Here is a 15,933-nt window from a genome sequence, read left to right on the forward strand (position 1 = left end):
CTGGAAAGACTCAAGTCGGCCTGAGCGCCTTCCCTCCGAGATCGAAATCGGCGATCTCCTTGGTCCGCTGCGAACCGGCTTTGGCCTGATGGTCGGTGGCCAGCCAGACATAGACCGCCGGCAGCACAAACAGCGTGAACAGCGTGCCGATCGACATGCCCGCGACCACCACGAGACCGATCGAGAAGCGGCTCGCCGCGCCCGCGCCCGTTGCTGTCAGCAGCGGGATCAGGCCGGTGACCATCGCCGCCGTCGTCATCAGGATCGGACGCAGCCGGATGCGGGCCGCCATTTCGATCGCCGAACGCTTGTCGAGACCTTCGTTGAGCTGCAATTCGTTGGCAAACTCGACCATCAGAATGCCGTGCTTGGTGATAAGGCCGACCAGCGTCAGCAACCCGACCTGGGTATAGATGTTGATGGTGGCCACGCCGAAGAACAGCGGGATCAACGCACCGACGATCGCCATGGGAACGCTGATCATGATCACCAGCGGATCCCGCAAGCTTTCGAACTGCGCCGCCAGCACCAGGAAGATGATGATCAGCGCGAAGCCGAAGGTGATCGCGAGTTGGTTGCCTTCCTGCACATATTGGCGGGAATCGGCCAGATAGTCGTGGCCGAAACCGGCGGGCAACTTTTTCGCTTCACCCTCCAGGAACTCCACCGCCTGCCCAACAGTTACACCCGGCATCGGCACCGCCTGGAAGGTCGCGGAGTTGAGCTGATTATAATGCGTCAGCGAATTCGGATCGGTAGCGGTCTCGATCGACACGATGGTCGAAAGCGGCACCAGCTGCCCGGTATTGGTCGGGACGTAGTAGCCGCCGAGCGATTCCGGCGACAGCCGCTTGTCCCGCGACACCTGCGGGATGACCTGATACGAACGTCCCTCGAGATTGAAGCGATTGACGTAATTGCCGCCCAGCAGCGTCTGCAAGGTGGCGCCGACCTGCGACATGTTGATGCCGAGATCACTCGCCTTGGAACGGTCGATGGAGACGCGCACCACCGGCTGGTTGAACTCGAGATCGCTGTCGGACACGATGAACAGCCCGCTCTTGCGCGCGGCGTCTTTCAGCTTCGCCATCTCGTCATAAACGGCCCGGAAGCCGGCGGTGGAATTGATCACCATCTGTATCGGCAGCCCGCCGGGTCCGCCCGGGAGCGGCGGCAGGTTGAACGCGAACGCCTGGACGCCTTCGATCTTGCTGATCTCCGCCTGCACCAGCGGCTTCAGTTTGATCGAGGAACGCTCGCGCTCATCCCACGGCTTGAGCAGCATGCCGGCAATGCCGCCCTGCGGGCCGGTGATGCCGTTCAGGACGAAGCGCAGGTCGGTTTCCGGAAATTTGGCAAATGCCTTGTCGAGCTTGTCGCCGTAGAAGTCGACATAGTCGATGTTGGCGTATTTCGGCGCCTTGGTCACCGAGAACACGATGCCCTGGTCCTCTTCGGGCGCGAGTTCCTTGGAAGTGTTCATATAGAGGAAGCCGACCAGACCGAGGATCGTCAGCGCGAACAGCCCGGTGATCGGACGGTAGTCGAGCGAGCGGTCGAGCTGACGTCCGTACCAGCGCGTCATCGCGCCGAACACCCGGTTGACCAGCCTGGAGAATCGCCCCTCGTCCGCGCTCTTCAGGAGGACCGAGCACATCATCGGCGACAGCGTCAGCGCGATCACGCCGGAAACGATCACGGAACCCGCGAGCGTGAAGGCGAATTCGCGGAACAGCGAACCGGTCAGGCCACCGAGGAAGCCGATCGGCGCATACACCGCCGCCAGCGTGATCGTCATCGAGATCACGGGGCCGACGATTTCGCGCGCGCCCTGCAGTGACGCTTGCACCGGGGTTTTTCCCTCCTCCAGATGACGGTGGATGTTCTCGACCACCACGATGGCGTCGTCGACCACGAGCCCGATCGCGAGCACCATCGCCAGCAGCGTCAGCAGGTTGAAGCTAAAGCCCATCGCCAGCATCAGGCTGCAAACGCCGATCAGCGACAGTGGAATCGTAACCACGGGAATGATGACCGAGCGGAACGAGGCCAGGAACAGGAAGATCACGACCACGACGATCAGCACGGCCTCGATCAGCGTGTTCTTCACCTCGTCGATCGATGACTGAATGAACTTGGTGGAATCGTAGGCCACCTTCATCTTCATCGATGGCGGCAGGTTGCGTTCCAGCTCCGGAAACAGCGCGCGCACGCCCTTGACCAGCGTCAGCGGATTGCCTTGCGGGGTCGCCTGCACGCCGATGAAGATCGCGCGCTCGCCGCTGAACGCGACGCTCGCGTCGGTGCTTTGGGCAGCAAGTTCGACGGTCGCGATATCCTCGACCCGCACGAAGCCGCCGTCCTTGGATTTGACGATCATCTTCTTGAACTGATCGAGGTTCCGAAGGTCGGTATTGGTCTGGACGTTCGAGACGATAAAATAGCCCTTGGACTGACCGGCCGCTGCCTGGAAGTTGTTGGCGGCGATCGCCGCGGAAACATCGCTCGGCGACACGCCGCGGCCCGCCATTCGTATCGGATCGAGCCACAGCCGCATCGCAAAAGTCTGGCCGCCGAGAATGTCGGCCGACGCCACACCATCGACCGTCGACAGCACCGGCTGCACCACGCGTGTCAGATAGTCTGAAATCGCCGACCCCGAGAGTTCTTCGCTGGAGAAGCCCAGATACATCACGGCCGTGGTTTGGCCGGTCGTCTTGGTTATGACCGGGTCGTTCGATTCCTTCGGGATCAGGTATTTGACCGAGTTCACCTTGGCGAGAACTTCGGTCAGCGCCTGATTCGGATCGAAATTCAGCTTGATGTAGACCTGGATCGTGCTGGTACCCTGCACGGACGACGAGGTGATGTAGTCGACGCCCTCGGCGGAGGCGACCGCCTGCTCGATCGGCGTGGTGATGAAGCCCTGAATGAGGTTGGCCGACGCGCCCGGATAAGAGGTGGTGATGTTGACCAGCGTGTTCGACAGCTTCGGATATTGCCGGATCGGCAATACGCTGGCGGCCCTGAGACCGATCAGGAGGATCAGCAGGCTGACGACGACCGAGAGGACCGGACGCTTGATGAAAATATCGGTTAAGGCCATCGCAAAATTATCCCGCTGAGTTCAGCATTTTTCGGGCGCGGTCAAGACCGCTGCCCGTCTTTCGTGAGCGCGGCCCCTTTGGGGCCGCATCACGTGTCAGTAGCGCGGCGGCTTCGCCGGAATTGGCGGCACCGCATCGTTCGAGATCGTCACGGCCGCTCCCGATTGCAGCTTGAGCTGGCCCACGGCCACGACACGGTCACCATCCTTCAACCCTTTGAGGATTTCGGCGCGTCCACCGATACGGTTGCCGGTCTGCACGAAGGTCCGCGTCACCGTGAGGCTGGTCTTGCCGTCCTCTTCCTTCTTCTCGTTGATGAGGTAGACCGAGTCGCCATAGAGCGTGTAGTCGACCGCAGTTTCGGGCACGGTGATGACCGGCGGCTTGTCCGGCAGCACCACGGTGGTGGTCACGAACATGCCGGGCTTGAGGATCTTGTCCGGATTCTGGATCGTTGCCTGCACGCGGATGTTGCGCGTCTCGGTCGCGATCTGCGGCTCGATGGTGGTGATCTTGCCCTCGAAGCTACGGCCCGGATAGGCATCGACCGCGATGCGAACGATCTGGCCGACCTTGAGCTGGCCGGAATCCTTTTCCGTCACGGTGAAGTTCGCATACAGCGCCGACAGATCGGTCAGCGAGACGATCTGCGTGCCTGCCGTGAGATATTGTCCAACCTCGACCTTGCGAACGCCGAGTTCGCCATCGAACGGCGCCCGCACCAGCTTCTGCGAGATGATGGCTTCCGTTTTTGCGATGCCGGCGCTGGCCTGATCGAACGCGGCCTGCGCGGAATCCACCGTCGCCTGCGGCCCGAACTGGCGTTCAGCCAGTTGCTTGGCGCGATCCAGCGAAAGCTGCGCCACCCGCTGCTGCGCCTTATAGTTTGCGAGGTCGCCCTGCTCCGGACCGTCGAACATCTGCACCAGCGGCGTGCCCGCCTTCACGCTTGCACCAGCGGTAAATTGGATGTCGGTGATGCGGCCGTTCACGTCGGAAGTGACGTTGACCTGATGCACGGCGGCGAGATCACCGACCGCGGTCAGGAGGTTCGGAATGGTCTCGGACTTCGCCGTGGCAACGTTGACGCTCATCGCCGGCGGCTTGTTGTTCGCGAAGAACTGCGCGATCATCTTGCCGCGGAAGTAATTGAACCAGACGAGGCCACCGACCAGCAAGGCCAGCAGCAGCCCCACGACCATGAACCAGCGCACCAACCGGACCGGCCGCTTGTGCGGCTTGTCGGAAATCGGCTTGCCCGAAATTTTGGGTTCAGTCACGATGTTCATGTCATGCACTTTCTGCAGTTACCGATTGTCCCGAATTCGGTGACAGCTCGCCGTCCAAATGAGAAGCAATTGCGGCGTCGGTAAGTCCGATGCCACGCAGGATGAATTGAGATAGCTGCCGCTCCAGATCGGCGGCGTTGCCGTAGGCAAGACAGGGCACGGCCGGAAGCCGCGTGAGCGCCGACATCAGCACGGTGTGGTGAGCGAACCAGAACAGGTTGAGCGGATCGCTACCGATCCGCGCCGCGTCACCGGCCCTTACAGCGCGTTCGATCGATGCGGTGAATACCGGCCCGATCAGACCGCTGATTTTGTCGTAGAGCAGTCGCGCGAACTCGCCATCGTCGAGATGGCTCGTCGTCATCAGCCGCAGCCGCTGCGCTTCCTCCTGATCCGATCCGTCGGATACTTCCATGAAATGGCCGACCATGCCCTTGACCAATTCGACCAGTGTGGCAGTTGAAGGCTCCTGGCCGAGCAGGTGCGCGAAGTCCGGATCGGCCTCGCACTCCTCGGCGAGGATCTCCGCATAGAGCGCAGCCTTGGAGGGGAAGTGCTTGAACAACAGCCCTTCCGAAATGGCAGCGGCCGCCGCCACGCTCTTGGTCGTGGTGCCGGCAAAGCCGTTGCGGGCAAAGCATCGCTTGGCGGCGCTCAAGATCAATTGCCGCCGCAAGTCACTGGTCATGCGCAGGGTAGACATGGGCGCGTGAGTAATTACTCACCTTGACGAAGTCAAGGATCTATTGCAGCGCACCAAGCGGATTCTGTTGCGGGGTGACGTCAAAGACACAGCCTCATCGCCTTGTTCGACCACGATTTTTCCAGGAATCGAGCACTCACCTTTTCGGTACATTCTAAATCGGCCGCAACCCCAGGGCGCCCGCGCGCCGTTTGGACGGCCGACTGTGCGGCTTGACGCCTCCGCGCCGGCATTTAAGATAGTTGCAAATGCGACTAATTTGATGTTCGTGTTTTCCAGAGCATATGGCGAGCCATGGATTTGAATGCGCACGAACTGGCGGCGACCTTCGATCTCGAAAAGCTGACGCCGGAGTTCTATGCCAACCCCTACCCGACCTACCGCGCGCTGCGTGAGACCGCGCCGGTCAAGCAGCTACCGAACGGGTCGTATTTCCTGACCCGCTACGACGATCTGGTTGCGGCCTACAAGAACACCAAAGCCTTCTCCTCGGACAAGAAGAAGGAGTTCTCGCCGAAATACGGTGCCTCCCTGCTCTACGAGCATCACACCACGAGCCTCGTCTTCAACGATCCCCCCGCTCACACCCGCGTCCGGCGGCTGATCATGGGGGCGCTCTCGCCGCGGGCGATTGCGAGCATGGAGCCAGACCTGATCCGCCTGGTCGACCGCCTGCTCGACGGCATCGCCGCCAAGGGCAAGGTGGACCTGATCGACGACTTCGCCGCCGCGATCCCGATCGAGGTGATCGGCAATCTGCTTGACGTGCCCGGGGACGAGCGTGAGCCCTTGCGCGACTGGTCGCTGGCCATCCTCGGCGCGCTGGAGCCGGTGATCGGCCCGGACGCCTTCGCCCGCGGCAACAGGGCGGTACAGGACTTCCTGTCGTACCTCGAAGGGCTGGTGGCGCGGCGACGTGCCAAACCCGGCAATCCCGACCGCGACGTGCTGACCCGGCTCATTCAGGGCGAAGATAATGGCGAGCGACTGACCGAAAAGGAGCTGCTGCACAACTGCATCTTCCTGCTCAATGCCGGCCACGAGACCACCACCAATCTGATCGGCAACGGGCTGGTGGCGTTGTCGAATCACGCCAGCGAGAAACGGCGGTTGATCGAGAACCCTTCGCTGATCAAGACCGCGGTCGAGGAAATGCTGCGGTTCGAGAGCTCCAACCAGCTCGGCAACCGCATGACGGTCGAGCCGTTCGAACTCGGCGGCATCGTGATGCCACCGGGCACGCCGGTGACGCTGTGCATCGGCGCCGCCAACCGCGACCCCGCGCAGTTCGCCGACCCCGAACGTTTCGACATCGGCCGTTCGCCGAACCGGCATCTGGCGTTCGGCACTGGCGCGCATCAATGCGCCGGCATGGCCCTGGCGCGGCTCGAGGGCACAATCGCGATCTCGCGCTTCCTCGCGCGCTTTCCGGATTATTCGCTCGACGGCGAACCGGTGCGCGGTGGCCGCGTGCGTTTCCGCGGATATTTGAGCGTGCCTTGCACGGTCGGCTAGCGCCTAGGCGAATTGCACCGGTCCTGCGTCGCAACATCGCAATCTAAGCCACGGACTCCAGGCGAACGATTTCTGCGCTTGCGCGTTGACATTTCCGGGCGATGAAGCACGAGGGAGTTGAGATCATGCTTCCGCGCGTCGCTCGCGTTGCAGCGCTTTTTCTCGGTGTCTCCGCGATCGCGGTGAGCACCGGCTCGTTTGCCCAAGTGGGAAGAGGTCACGGCCCGGGTGGCGTGGCTGCGCCAGCAGCCCGTCCGGCAGCACCACCTGCCATGTCCCGTCCAGCGGGACCACCACCTGCCATGTCCCGTCCAGCGGGACCACCGCCGGCGATGGCCCGCCCAGCAGCACCGCCCGCGATGGCTCGTCCTGCAGCGCCTCCGGCCATGGCGCGGCCCGCCGCACCAGCAATCCGTGCGGCTCCCGCGCCGCAGCGTCCAGCCATGATCCCGCATGCGGCGCCGCGTATCGCCGCGCCATCGCGACCGGAGATCCATCGTGCCGCGCCGCCGCAGCGACCAGCCATGACGGGGCGCCCGGGACCGCGCATCACCGCACCATCCAGCCCACGCACATCGCCCGCCGTGGGCGCGGGGCCGTCGCGCAAGGAACAAATCGAAACGCGTGCCCAGCAGCGTGAGCAGCGCATCCAGCAGCGGCAGCAAATCGTGCAGGAGCGGCAGCGTGACATGCTGTCGCGCCAGAGCACAGAGCGGCAGAGCCGCATCGATCGCCTGCAGCAGCGCGTGCAGCAATTGCAGTCGCAAAAACCGGAAGGTCTGCGGGCACAGCGCGCGCAGCAAAGGCTGCTGCAGACACAGAACCGCCTGCTCCAGCGCGAGCAGCGTATGCAGCAGACCGATCAGGCGCGCCTGCAGCGGCTCGCACCACCGCCTTCGGCTGAACGATCCGCCGCTGCTGCCGCCGCGCAGGCTGCGGCCCGCGGACGGTTTGCCGCGCACTTCCGCAGCAATGATGCAATGCAAGCCCGAACCGCGCTCATGGCCCGCGAGAACCGCTGGGCTCCCCGCCACGCTTGGCGGCACGGGCACCGCGCCGCGTTTGTGGCCTGGCTGGGCCCGGTATTCTGGCCCTACGCCTATTCCGACATCTTCGAGTATACGTTCTGGCCCACCGCCTACGACCCCGGCTATTGGGCCTACGCTTATGACGACTTCGTCGACACGGTGTTCTGGGGTACCGACAGCCCGTATTCCGCTTACGCCCGATATCCGGACCCCGGCGCGGCGATCACCGATTTTCGAGCGCGCGGACGCGCAAGTGTGAGCCCGCGGACTCTCCGGCAATTGTGCGCAGATCCGGATAAGGGCGTGACCGCCTGGCCGATCGCGGAGATCACGCGGGCCGTACGGCCGACGCCCAAGCAGCGCACCCTGCTCGACGAATTGAAGGCCGCTGCGGCAAAGGCCGCCAACGTGTTCAGGGAATCCTGCGCCGATTCCTATGCGATGACGCCGCCCGGTCGCTTGCGGGCAATGACGAACCGCGTCAGCGCAACGCTCGACGCGGTAAGGATCGTGCGTCCGGCACTCGAGCAGTTCTATAATTCGCTGAACGACGAACAAAAGGCGCGCTTCAACGCGCTCGGCCCGAATGTCGGCGACCGTTCGCAACAACAGCCCCAGCAGGAAGCGAACGCGCAAGCCGAGCGCTGCGGCGAGCCGAAATCCAGCCTCACGCAGCTTCCGATCGAGCGGATCGAGGCCGTGATTCATCCGGCAGGCAAGCAAAAGGAAGCGCTCGACCGCTTGAGCACGGCGACGAGGAGTGCAGTTGAGAAATTGCAAGCCGCCTGCCCGGACGAGGTACCGCTCACCCCGCTCGGACGTCTGGAGGCAATGGAAAGGCGGCTCGACGCCATGCTGGAGGCGGCCGCGCTGGTGCAGCCGGCATTGGATGAGTTTTATGCCGCGCTGGGCAACGAGCAGAAGGCGCGATTCAACACGCTGCCGCAGATCGCGGGCCCCTCAACGCAACCTTGACCCAGCCCGTCAGCTCACGAGGTGATCGAATGAAGCAATGGCACTTCACCACGCTCCGCGCCCCGCCAGCGTCCAGCCGGCGAGACGTATCCGTGCGACACCGCGACCGGGCGTTCTTGATCCTGGCATTGAGCGGAATGGCGTATGTGCTTTCGTCGCCTTCCGCCCTGCCCCAGGCATCGCAGGGCACCGAGGGCGTTTCAGGACAGCAGGCGTTCAACAATGCCTGTCGAACGTGCCACATGGTAAGGCAGGGCGACAATCGGCTGGGGCCCAACCTGCACGGCATTATCGGACGGAAAGCAGGATCGCTGCCGGATTACGCGTTTTCCAGCGCGATGAAGGAGGCAGGTTTCGTCTGGGACGAGGAGAAGCTCGATCGCTTCATCGCAAACCCGGATGAGGTCGTGCCGGGCAACGGCATGAAGCCGTATGGCGGCCTCCCATCGAGCGACGAGCGAAAGAAGATCATCGCCTTCCTTGCCCAACCGCGATAACGCTGCGGCCTCGAGCAGTGCAGATCGTGCCGGCACTTTTTGAGCCGCACGAGAGCTATCCGGAACAATGCTTCCCTACTTCCCCGCGCGCACCGATGCAACCGGACTGCCGGTTCGCAGCAGGCCGCCAGATTCCGCCCTAATGTGCGGCTGGTTTAATTGCCGGCGGTGTTGAAGCGGGAGAGATCGCAATCCCGTTCGGCATATCTCACGCGGCGCAAACCCTCGCGGTCTTCGACCACGGTCGGCCGGCAGCGTTCGTTCCAGGCGGCCTGGGCGGCTTCATCGGCCTTCAGTTCTTCCGCGGTCCGGGGCGCGATCTTCACGGTGCCGCCGCTGCCGACGTAGAAGTTGGTTTGCTGGCTCGGAAGCAGCGGCGCGCCGGAGGCGATGGCCGCGGCCTTGGCATCCGCGGCAGCCCGCGCCGTGCGGGCGGCCTGGGCGGCGTCTGCGGCGTGGCCGTGATCCATCGCGAATTGCGCGGACGCGGACGATACCGAAGCGACGACAATCGAGATTGCGATGAAGACGCGCATTGACACTGCCTCTTGAAATGAATGCCGAACGTCAGGAATGACCGACAAGCATTGAGGCGCCGTAAAGCGGCGTGACTAACCGGGTCGCAATTTGGTCGATAAAGATTTAGCGGTCTTTCGGGCGCGACAAGGCGCCGGAATTCGTCGAGCCAGCGAGCTCCGAATGCTCCTCGCTGGTTGCGAGAAGCGAAAGCGCGTTATTCGCTGCGGCCGAACTCGCAGCCCTTGCGCGCGTAAATCAAGCGGACGACGCCTTCGTCATCGTAGGTGCGCCTCGGCTTGCAGAACGCTTCCCACTTCTCGATGCTGGCGCGTCGTGCCCGTTCGTCTTCCTGCTCCTGCGCGGTGTTGCGCACAGGGTCGTCCAGGTAGGAGGTCGTGCACACCCTGCCATAGAACTTGCTGTAGGTGCAGCGTTCCACGATCTGCCACGCCTGTGCCGACGTCGACAGCAGGGCGAGGGTCGCAATTGCGTAAAGGATTTTCATGTTTGTCGCTCATCGCTCGCGGAGACGTCCTCCGTGCGGTGTAGCTAGCGCCGGAGTTCGCGGGGGCGCAACGGTAACCCTTTGTTAAGCTAAATACCCTCAACAAAGGTTAAATCTGGAACCTGCATACTGTCGCGTTCTGCTACGCCATTCGAAAAATGGCGCGCACCAGTTCGACAACGAGACAACATCGTCCGTCGATGACACAGCGAGCATGCGACTAACGCACGCCCTTGCTACACCACAGTCCGGTGCCGCTCGATGCAAGTCTTCAAGACCGCATCCATCGACTTGTTCCACCAGTCGTTGGAAAAAATTTCGATCTCGGAATAGCCGGCAAACCCCTGTGCCTCGACCGCCGATCGCACAGAGGTGATGTCGATGACGCCGTCGCCCATCATGCCGCGGTCGTTGAGAATGTCCTTGGTCGGCACCAGCCAGTCGCAGACGTGAAACGCCAGCAAGCGATCCTTTCCCGCGCGCGCGATCTGCGGCATCAATTCCGGATCCCACCAGATGTGATAGACGTCGAGCGCGACGCCGAGCGCGCCGGTGCGCTGTGGATCGAGCTGGTCGCAAATATCCAGCGCCTGCTTCGTCGTGTTCACGCAGGCGCGATCGGCGGCATAGACCGGGTGCAGCGGCTCGATCGCCAGCGGCATGCTGGCCTGCTTCGCATATTCGAGCATTTCGGCGATGCCGTCATGCACCTGCGTACGCGCAGCCGCGATGTCTTTCGAGGTTGCGCTTCCCGGCCGCGAATATTGCGGCAGGCCGCCGACGACCAGCACGATGCACGGCGCGCCCAGCGCCTTGGCTTCGTCGACGGCGCGGCGATTGTCGTCGCGCGCCTCGATGCGGTGCGCCGCATCGGCGGTGAACATCCCGCCGCGGCAGTAGCCCGACAGCTCGAGCCCGGCGTCGTGCACGGCCCTCACCGCACGCTCAAGGCCAACGGCAGCGACCTGATCGCGCCAGGGATCGATGGCGCGGATGCCATGGCGCGCGCAGGCCTCGATGATGGCTGTAAGATCGCCCTGCTTGCGGACGGTTGCCGTATTCAGCGACAGCCACCGATGATCGGAAGAAAAATCGCGCATCAGGACTCGATGCCGCGCGTTGCCAGCACCGTCTTCATGCGCCATGTCGCCCGTTCGGGGTTGGAGAGCAGCCCGGCCTTGTCGGCGAGGCGAAACAGTTCGGCCAGATGCAGCGTGGAGCGCGTGCTCTCCTGCCCGCCGACCATGGTGAAATGATCCTGGTGGCCGTTGAGATAGGCCATGAACACGATACCGGTCTTGTAGAACCGCGTCGGTGCCCGGAAGATATGCCGCGACAGCGGCACCGTCGGCCCCAGCACGTCGTGGAAGCCGGCCTCGTCGCCGGCGGCCAGCCGCGACAGCGCATAGGACGCCGCCGGCGCGATGGCGTCGAAGATGCCGAGCAGTGCGTGCGAAAATCCGCTGTCGTCACCGGCGATCAGTTCGGCATAATTGAAATCGTCGCCGGTATACATCTTGACGTTCTTGTCCAGCCGCCGGCGCATGTCGATCTCGCGCTGCTTGTCGAGCAGCGAAACTTTTACGCCATCGACCTTGGCGGCGTTGGCGTTGATGATGGCAACAGCCGTGTCCATCGCCTTGTCGAGGTTGCTGGTGCCCCAATAGCCAGCCAGCGCCGGGTCGAACATGTCGCCCAGCCAGTGGATGACCACGGGTTCGCGGACCTGTGACAGCACGCGGTTATAGACTTTTGCGTAGTCGTCGGCACTGCGGCCGAGCTTTGCCAGCGCGCGCGAGGCCATCAGGATGATGCGGCCGCCCGCCTTCTCCACCGCCGCGATCTGTTCCTCATAGGCGTGAATGACGTCATCAATCGTCCTGGCATCTTCCACCGCGAGATGATCGGTGCCGGCGCCGGAAAACACCAGCGCGTTGCCCTTTGCCTTGGCGGCCTTCACCGAACGCTGGATCAATTCCAGCGAAGTCGGCCAGTCCAGCCCCATGCCGCGCTGCGCGGTGTCCATCGCTTCGGCGACGCCGAGGCCGAGATCCCAGACATGCTCGCGGAACGCAATGGTGCGGTCCCAGTCGATCGCGGATGACAGCCACGGGTCGTTATCGGCAAGAGGATCCGCCACGACATGCGCGGCCGAGAAAGCCACGCGGTTGAGCGTGCCGTCAAGCCTTGCCGGAAACGTCCGCGACGCCGCCAGGCGATAGGTTTCGATCGAACGATCCGCGGTCGGCAGCCTCAAGGACAGCGATGACATCGGCAGGACGGGCTTGTTCATGGCTAGGCCTCCTCACACCTTGATCGGGGCAACGTCGATCCAGCGCCGCTCGCGCCAGCTCTGCAGCGCGCATTCGGCAAGCTGCACGCCCTTGGCACCCTCCAGCAGCGTGTATTTATAGGGCGCATCCTCGCAGACATGGCGGATGAACATTTCCCACTGCTCCTTGAAACCGTTGTCGTAGACGACGTTCTCCGGAACTTTCTGCCAGTCAGCATAGAAATCATGGGTGCGCTTCTCGTCCGGATTCCAGACCGGGCGCGGCGTCGCCTGGCGTGCCTGGATCACGCAATCGGTCAGGCCCGCCACGGCCGAGCCGAGCGTGCCGTCGACCTGGAAAGTGACGAGGTCGTCGCGGTAGACCCGCGTCACCCAGCTCATGTTGATGTGCGCGATCACGCCGCCCTTGAGGCGGAAGGTGGCATAGGCGGAGTCATCGGCGGTCGCCGTGTATTTCTTGCCCTTCTCGTCGAAACGCTCGGGGATATCGGTCGTGCCGAGGCAGGAGATGCTTTCGACCTCGCCGAAGAGATTGTCCAGCACGTAGCGCCAGTGGCAGACCATGTCGAGAATGATGCCGCCGCCGTCCTCGCTGCGGTAATTCCACGACGGCCGCTGCGCCTCCTGCCAGCCCCCTTCGAACACCCAATAGCCGAACTCGCCGCGCACCGAGAGCATGCGGCCGAAGAAGCCGGAATCGCGCAGGAAAGCCAGCTTCTTCAGGCCCGGCAGGAACAGCTTGTCCTGCACCGTGCCGTGCTTGACGCCCCTGGAATTGGCGAGTTTGAGCACCGCGACCGCCTCATCGAGATTGGTCGCGATCGGCTTCTCGCAATAGACGTGCTTGCCCGCATTGATCGCCTTGGTCAGCAATGACGGACGGGCCTGCGTCGTGGCGGCGTCGAAGAAGATCGTATCGTTCTTGTCGGCCAGCGCCTTGTCGAGATCGGTCGACCAGCGCTCGACGTTGAAGCTCCTGGCGAGGCGCTCGACCTTTTCTGCGTCGCGGCCGATCAGGATCGGGTCGGGCAGCATGCGGTCGCCGTTGGACAGCAGCACGCCGCCCTGGTCGCGGATCGCGATGATAGAGCGGATCAGGTGCTGGTTGAGCCCCATGCGGCCGGTCACGCCGTTCATGATCAGGCCGAGGCGTTTGGTCGTCATACTGCTTTCTCCAAGGGAATTCTGGCTGTGGGCTGCGCGAGCGGCGACATCGCCGACCAATCCGGATGAACTGAGGTGGCGAAGCCCGGTGTGGTCAGCGACCCCGTCAGGAGATCGCCGTCATGAATCGCGAGCCGGACCTTGCCGCTGTCGCCGACATAGAGATCGGGATGCGCCGATAAAAACGCGTCCGCCTCGGCAGCGGGCGTATCGCCGAAGCCGTCGACATAGTGATGGCCGTTGCGCTCGGCATGGGTAACGCCGATCAGCGCGCCGAGCGCGAGATCCTGCTGCACCGCCAGTCCCGCCTGGCAGGTGAGATCCTCGCCGGCGATGAAGCACTTTTCGCCGGCTGCGCTCCACTTGACCGCGCGCGTAGCGTTGATGGCCGACTTGTAGATGCCCTTGCAGGATTTCGAGGAAATGCCGCGATAACCGAGCGCCCGGGCCACCGGGAATGCCTCATAGGAATCGTCAGCCTCGTCGACGATGAAGTCGCGCCGAGCCAGTGCGCCGAGCGGTGTTTGACGCGTGATGTCGCGCGGCATCGGCTGCTCGATGTAGAGCAATTTTTCCGCGATCGGCCGCAGCGTGGCGTCGCGATCGAGCCGCTCGACCAGCGAGTTCAAGCCAGCAAGATCGGCATACTGCTCATTGGCATCGAGCGTGACGCGGTAGTCATAGGGCAGCGTGGCGAGCTCCTTGCCGATCCTTATCAGGCGATCCGCATCATGTGCGGGATCGCCGTTGAGCTTGAGCTTGAAGTAGCGTGCGCAAGCGTTTTCCTTCTGGTCGGCGACGCCGCCCTTGCCTTCGACCTTGTCATCCATCCCGACCGTGTGCCGGATCGCCACGCGCTCCAGCCGCTTGCGGCCTGCAAGAAACTGCGACACGTCGGCATCGGCCAGATCGCGCGACAGCCGCGCATCGACGCCAGCGATATTGGCCGCCATGCCATCGAAGAAATTGGTCCCGGTACAGCGCAGCAGTGCATCCAGGATCGCCTTGTCGATTTCAGCCGGCCCATAAGCCGCGGCCAGCGGCGGAATGTCTTCCCTGGCGCAGGCCGCCACCTGCGCGCCGATACACGCCGTGTGTAGACCGAATGCGGTCTCGAAGGTGGAATGCGCCAGATAGAGCTCGCGCGCGATCATCAGCGAGCGCCGCAATTCCGTGACTGTTTCCTCCGGCGAGAGGTGCGGCCGCTTGTCGAACCATTTTGCGACCAGGAATTCGGCGCTGGCGCCCGTCGCCCTGCCCTTGCCTTCGACCTCGATCTCGACGCGCACGAAAGCCTGCGGCGTCGCGTTGATAACGACCGCGCCGAACCGGAACGGCCGGGCGAAGCGCACCGGACGTTCAAAGAAGGAAATGTCCTTTACGGTCAAGCGATAAGGCATCGAGCCAGCTTTCAGTCCAGCGCGCTTTGGGTGAAAAAGTGCTTGCGAATCCGCTGCACCAGTTCGGTGAAGGCGGGATCCGCCATCGCATCCAGCGAGCGCGGGCGCGGCAGCGGCACGTCGTAGATCGCCGCGATCGCGCCGGGACGTTCGGTCATGACCAGCACGCGGTCGGCGAGAAACACGGCTTCCGGGATAGAATGCGTGATCAGCAGCACGGTCTTGCCGGTTTCGCGCTGGATCCGCATCAGCTCGACATTCATCTTCTCGCGCGTCATGGCGTCGAGCGCGCCGAACGGCTCGTCCATCAGCATGATCTTGGGGTCATGCACCAGCGCGCGGCAGATCGAGGCGCGTTGCTGCATGCCGCCGGACAATTGCCACGGCAGTTTCTTTTCGAAGCCTTCGAGGCCGACCAGCTTCAGCAGCGCTTTCGCCCGCGGCAGATACTCGTCGCGCGGCAACTTCTTCATGTCGATCGGCAACATCACGTTGGACAGAATGTTGCGCCAGGGCAGCAACAGCGCGTTCTGGAACACGATGCCGACATTGCCGTGCGGCTTCGTCACCTGCTCGCCTTCGACCAGGATTTCACCGGTCGACGGCGCCAGCAGCCCGGAGATCATTTTCAACAGCGTGGACTTGCCGCAGCCGGACGGCCCGACCACGACAAAGAACTCGCCCTCGTTGATGTGGAAATCCAGCGGCCGCAGCGACGGCACGTCGCCATCGCGCGAGCGATAGGTTTTTGAGACGCCGGACAGCGTGATGCCCGGCGCCGCGGCGCCGGCGCGATCGGACACCAGGCGCAGATGCGCGCCTGGCTGATCGATCTCGATTGGTTTGGTCGCCGGGTTCATTTAGCTCATTCCGTTGTCGAGATGCCCGTCATTCCGGGATGGTCCGAAGGACCAGACCCGGAATCTCGAGATTCCGGG

General features: G+C 63.3%; 13 protein-coding genes. 3 read left to right on the forward strand and 10 right to left on the reverse strand.

Features of this window, described 5'->3' with window-relative positions:
* Positions 1–10 precede the first annotated feature (10 nt).
* The 3 genes from V1288_RS00920 to V1288_RS00930 form a co-directional block, all read right to left on the reverse strand.
* The gene (locus tag V1288_RS00920; RefSeq protein ID WP_334355288.1) at positions 11–3,106 is read right to left on the reverse strand and encodes a MexW/MexI family multidrug efflux RND transporter permease subunit; all 3,096 of its coding nucleotides are present in this window, start codon (positions 3,104–3,106) and stop codon (positions 11–13) included.
* 96 nt (positions 3,107–3,202) lie between these two features.
* Positions 3,203–4,396: an efflux RND transporter periplasmic adaptor subunit gene (locus V1288_RS00925; protein ID WP_334355289.1), complete on the reverse strand. Its 1,194-nt coding sequence runs from the start codon at positions 4,394–4,396 to the stop codon at positions 3,203–3,205.
* A gap of 1 nt (position 4,397) precedes the next feature.
* A complete protein-coding gene (locus V1288_RS00930; RefSeq protein ID WP_334361159.1) occupies positions 4,398–5,084 on the reverse strand; it encodes a TetR/AcrR family transcriptional regulator in 687 nt (228 codons plus the stop codon).
* A gap of 309 nt (positions 5,085–5,393) precedes the next feature.
* Here V1288_RS00930 and V1288_RS00935 point away from each other — a divergent pair, with 309 nt between their 5' ends.
* The 3 genes from V1288_RS00935 to V1288_RS00945 all read left to right on the forward strand — a co-directional run bounded on the left by V1288_RS00935 (position 5,394) and on the right by V1288_RS00945 (position 9,114).
* Positions 5,394–6,614 (forward strand): cytochrome P450, encoded by a 1,221-nt coding sequence (locus tag V1288_RS00935; protein ID WP_334355290.1) that lies wholly within the window; start codon positions 5,394–5,396, stop codon positions 6,612–6,614.
* 386 nt (positions 6,615–7,000) lie between these two features.
* A complete protein-coding gene (locus V1288_RS00940; protein WP_334355291.1) occupies positions 7,001–8,617 on the forward strand; it encodes a Spy/CpxP family protein refolding chaperone in 1,617 nt (538 codons plus the stop codon).
* A 92-nt stretch (positions 8,618–8,709) separates the two neighbouring features.
* Positions 8,710–9,114 (forward strand): c-type cytochrome, encoded by a 405-nt coding sequence (locus V1288_RS00945; protein WP_442893898.1) that lies wholly within the window; start codon positions 8,710–8,712, stop codon positions 9,112–9,114.
* A 155-nt stretch (positions 9,115–9,269) separates the two neighbouring features.
* Here V1288_RS00945 and V1288_RS00950 read toward each other — a convergent pair whose 3' ends face one another.
* From V1288_RS00950 to V1288_RS00980, 7 genes are all read right to left on the reverse strand, one after another.
* Positions 9,270–9,650 carry a hypothetical protein gene (locus tag V1288_RS00950; RefSeq protein WP_334355292.1) on the reverse strand — a complete coding sequence of 127 codons (381 nt, stop codon included), beginning with the start codon at positions 9,648–9,650 and terminating at the stop codon, positions 9,270–9,272.
* Positions 9,651–9,847: 197 nt separating this feature from the next.
* Entirely contained in the window at positions 9,848–10,138 is a 291-nt protein-coding gene (locus V1288_RS00955) for a hypothetical protein (RefSeq protein ID WP_334355293.1), read from the reverse strand.
* Between the two features lie 236 nt (positions 10,139–10,374).
* On the reverse strand, positions 10,375–11,238 hold the full coding sequence (locus V1288_RS00960) for a sugar phosphate isomerase/epimerase family protein (protein ID WP_334355294.1): 864 nt from the start codon (positions 11,236–11,238) through the stop codon (positions 10,375–10,377).
* Positions 11,238–12,431, reverse strand: coding sequence for a dihydrodipicolinate synthase family protein (locus V1288_RS00965; RefSeq protein WP_334355295.1), 1,194 nt, complete (start codon positions 12,429–12,431; stop codon positions 11,238–11,240). Before V1288_RS00965 ends, V1288_RS00960 begins: the two co-directional genes overlap by 1 nt.
* A gap of 12 nt (positions 12,432–12,443) precedes the next feature.
* Positions 12,444–13,595, reverse strand: a complete 1,152-nt coding sequence (locus tag V1288_RS00970) for a Gfo/Idh/MocA family protein (RefSeq protein WP_334355296.1) — start codon at positions 13,593–13,595, stop codon at positions 12,444–12,446.
* Positions 13,592–14,995, reverse strand: coding sequence for a hypothetical protein (locus tag V1288_RS00975; RefSeq protein ID WP_334355297.1), 1,404 nt, complete (start codon positions 14,993–14,995; stop codon positions 13,592–13,594). The genes V1288_RS00970 and V1288_RS00975 overlap by 4 nt, the downstream gene beginning before the upstream one ends.
* An 11-nt stretch (positions 14,996–15,006) precedes the next feature.
* Complete coding sequence (locus V1288_RS00980) at positions 15,007–15,855, reverse strand: ABC transporter ATP-binding protein (RefSeq protein ID WP_334355298.1); 849 nt, start codon at positions 15,853–15,855, stop codon at positions 15,007–15,009.
* Positions 15,856–15,933: the final 78 nt, after the last annotated feature.

The organism is Bradyrhizobium sp. AZCC 2176, assembly GCF_036924645.1.
In the GTDB taxonomy this organism is placed as follows: Bacteria; Pseudomonadota; Alphaproteobacteria; order Rhizobiales; family Xanthobacteraceae; genus Bradyrhizobium.

Bases quoted from the DNA above. Each gene is read 5' to 3' on its own strand.
- V1288_RS00980 (WP_334355298.1), bottom strand. From the start codon at position 15,855: ATGAACCCGGCGACCAAACCAATCGAGATCGATCAGCCAGGCGCGCAT.
- V1288_RS00955 (WP_334355293.1), bottom strand. From the start codon at position 10,138: ATGAAAATCCTTTACGCAATTGCGACCCTCGCCCTGCTGTCGACGTCG.
- V1288_RS00925 (WP_334355289.1), bottom strand. From the start codon at position 4,396: ATGAACATCGTGACTGAACCCAAAATTTCGGGCAAGCCGATTTCCGAC.
- V1288_RS00940 (WP_334355291.1), top strand. From the start codon at position 7,001: ATGGCGCGGCCCGCCGCACCAGCAATCCGTGCGGCTCCCGCGCCGCAG.
- V1288_RS00920 (WP_334355288.1), bottom strand. From the start codon at position 3,106: ATGGCCTTAACCGATATTTTCATCAAGCGTCCGGTCCTCTCGGTCGTC.
- V1288_RS00935 (WP_334355290.1), top strand. From the start codon at position 5,394: ATGGATTTGAATGCGCACGAACTGGCGGCGACCTTCGATCTCGAAAAG.
- V1288_RS00950 (WP_334355292.1), bottom strand. From the start codon at position 9,650: ATGCGCGTCTTCATCGCAATCTCGATTGTCGTCGCTTCGGTATCGTCC.
- V1288_RS00960 (WP_334355294.1), bottom strand. From the start codon at position 11,238: ATGCGCGATTTTTCTTCCGATCATCGGTGGCTGTCGCTGAATACGGCA.
- V1288_RS00930 (WP_334361159.1), bottom strand. From the start codon at position 5,084: ATGACCAGTGACTTGCGGCGGCAATTGATCTTGAGCGCCGCCAAGCGA.
- V1288_RS00965 (WP_334355295.1), bottom strand. From the start codon at position 12,431: ATGAACAAGCCCGTCCTGCCGATGTCATCGCTGTCCTTGAGGCTGCCG.
- V1288_RS00970 (WP_334355296.1), bottom strand. From the start codon at position 13,595: ATGACGACCAAACGCCTCGGCCTGATCATGAACGGCGTGACCGGCCGC.
- V1288_RS00975 (WP_334355297.1), bottom strand. From the start codon at position 14,995: ATGCCTTATCGCTTGACCGTAAAGGACATTTCCTTCTTTGAACGTCCG.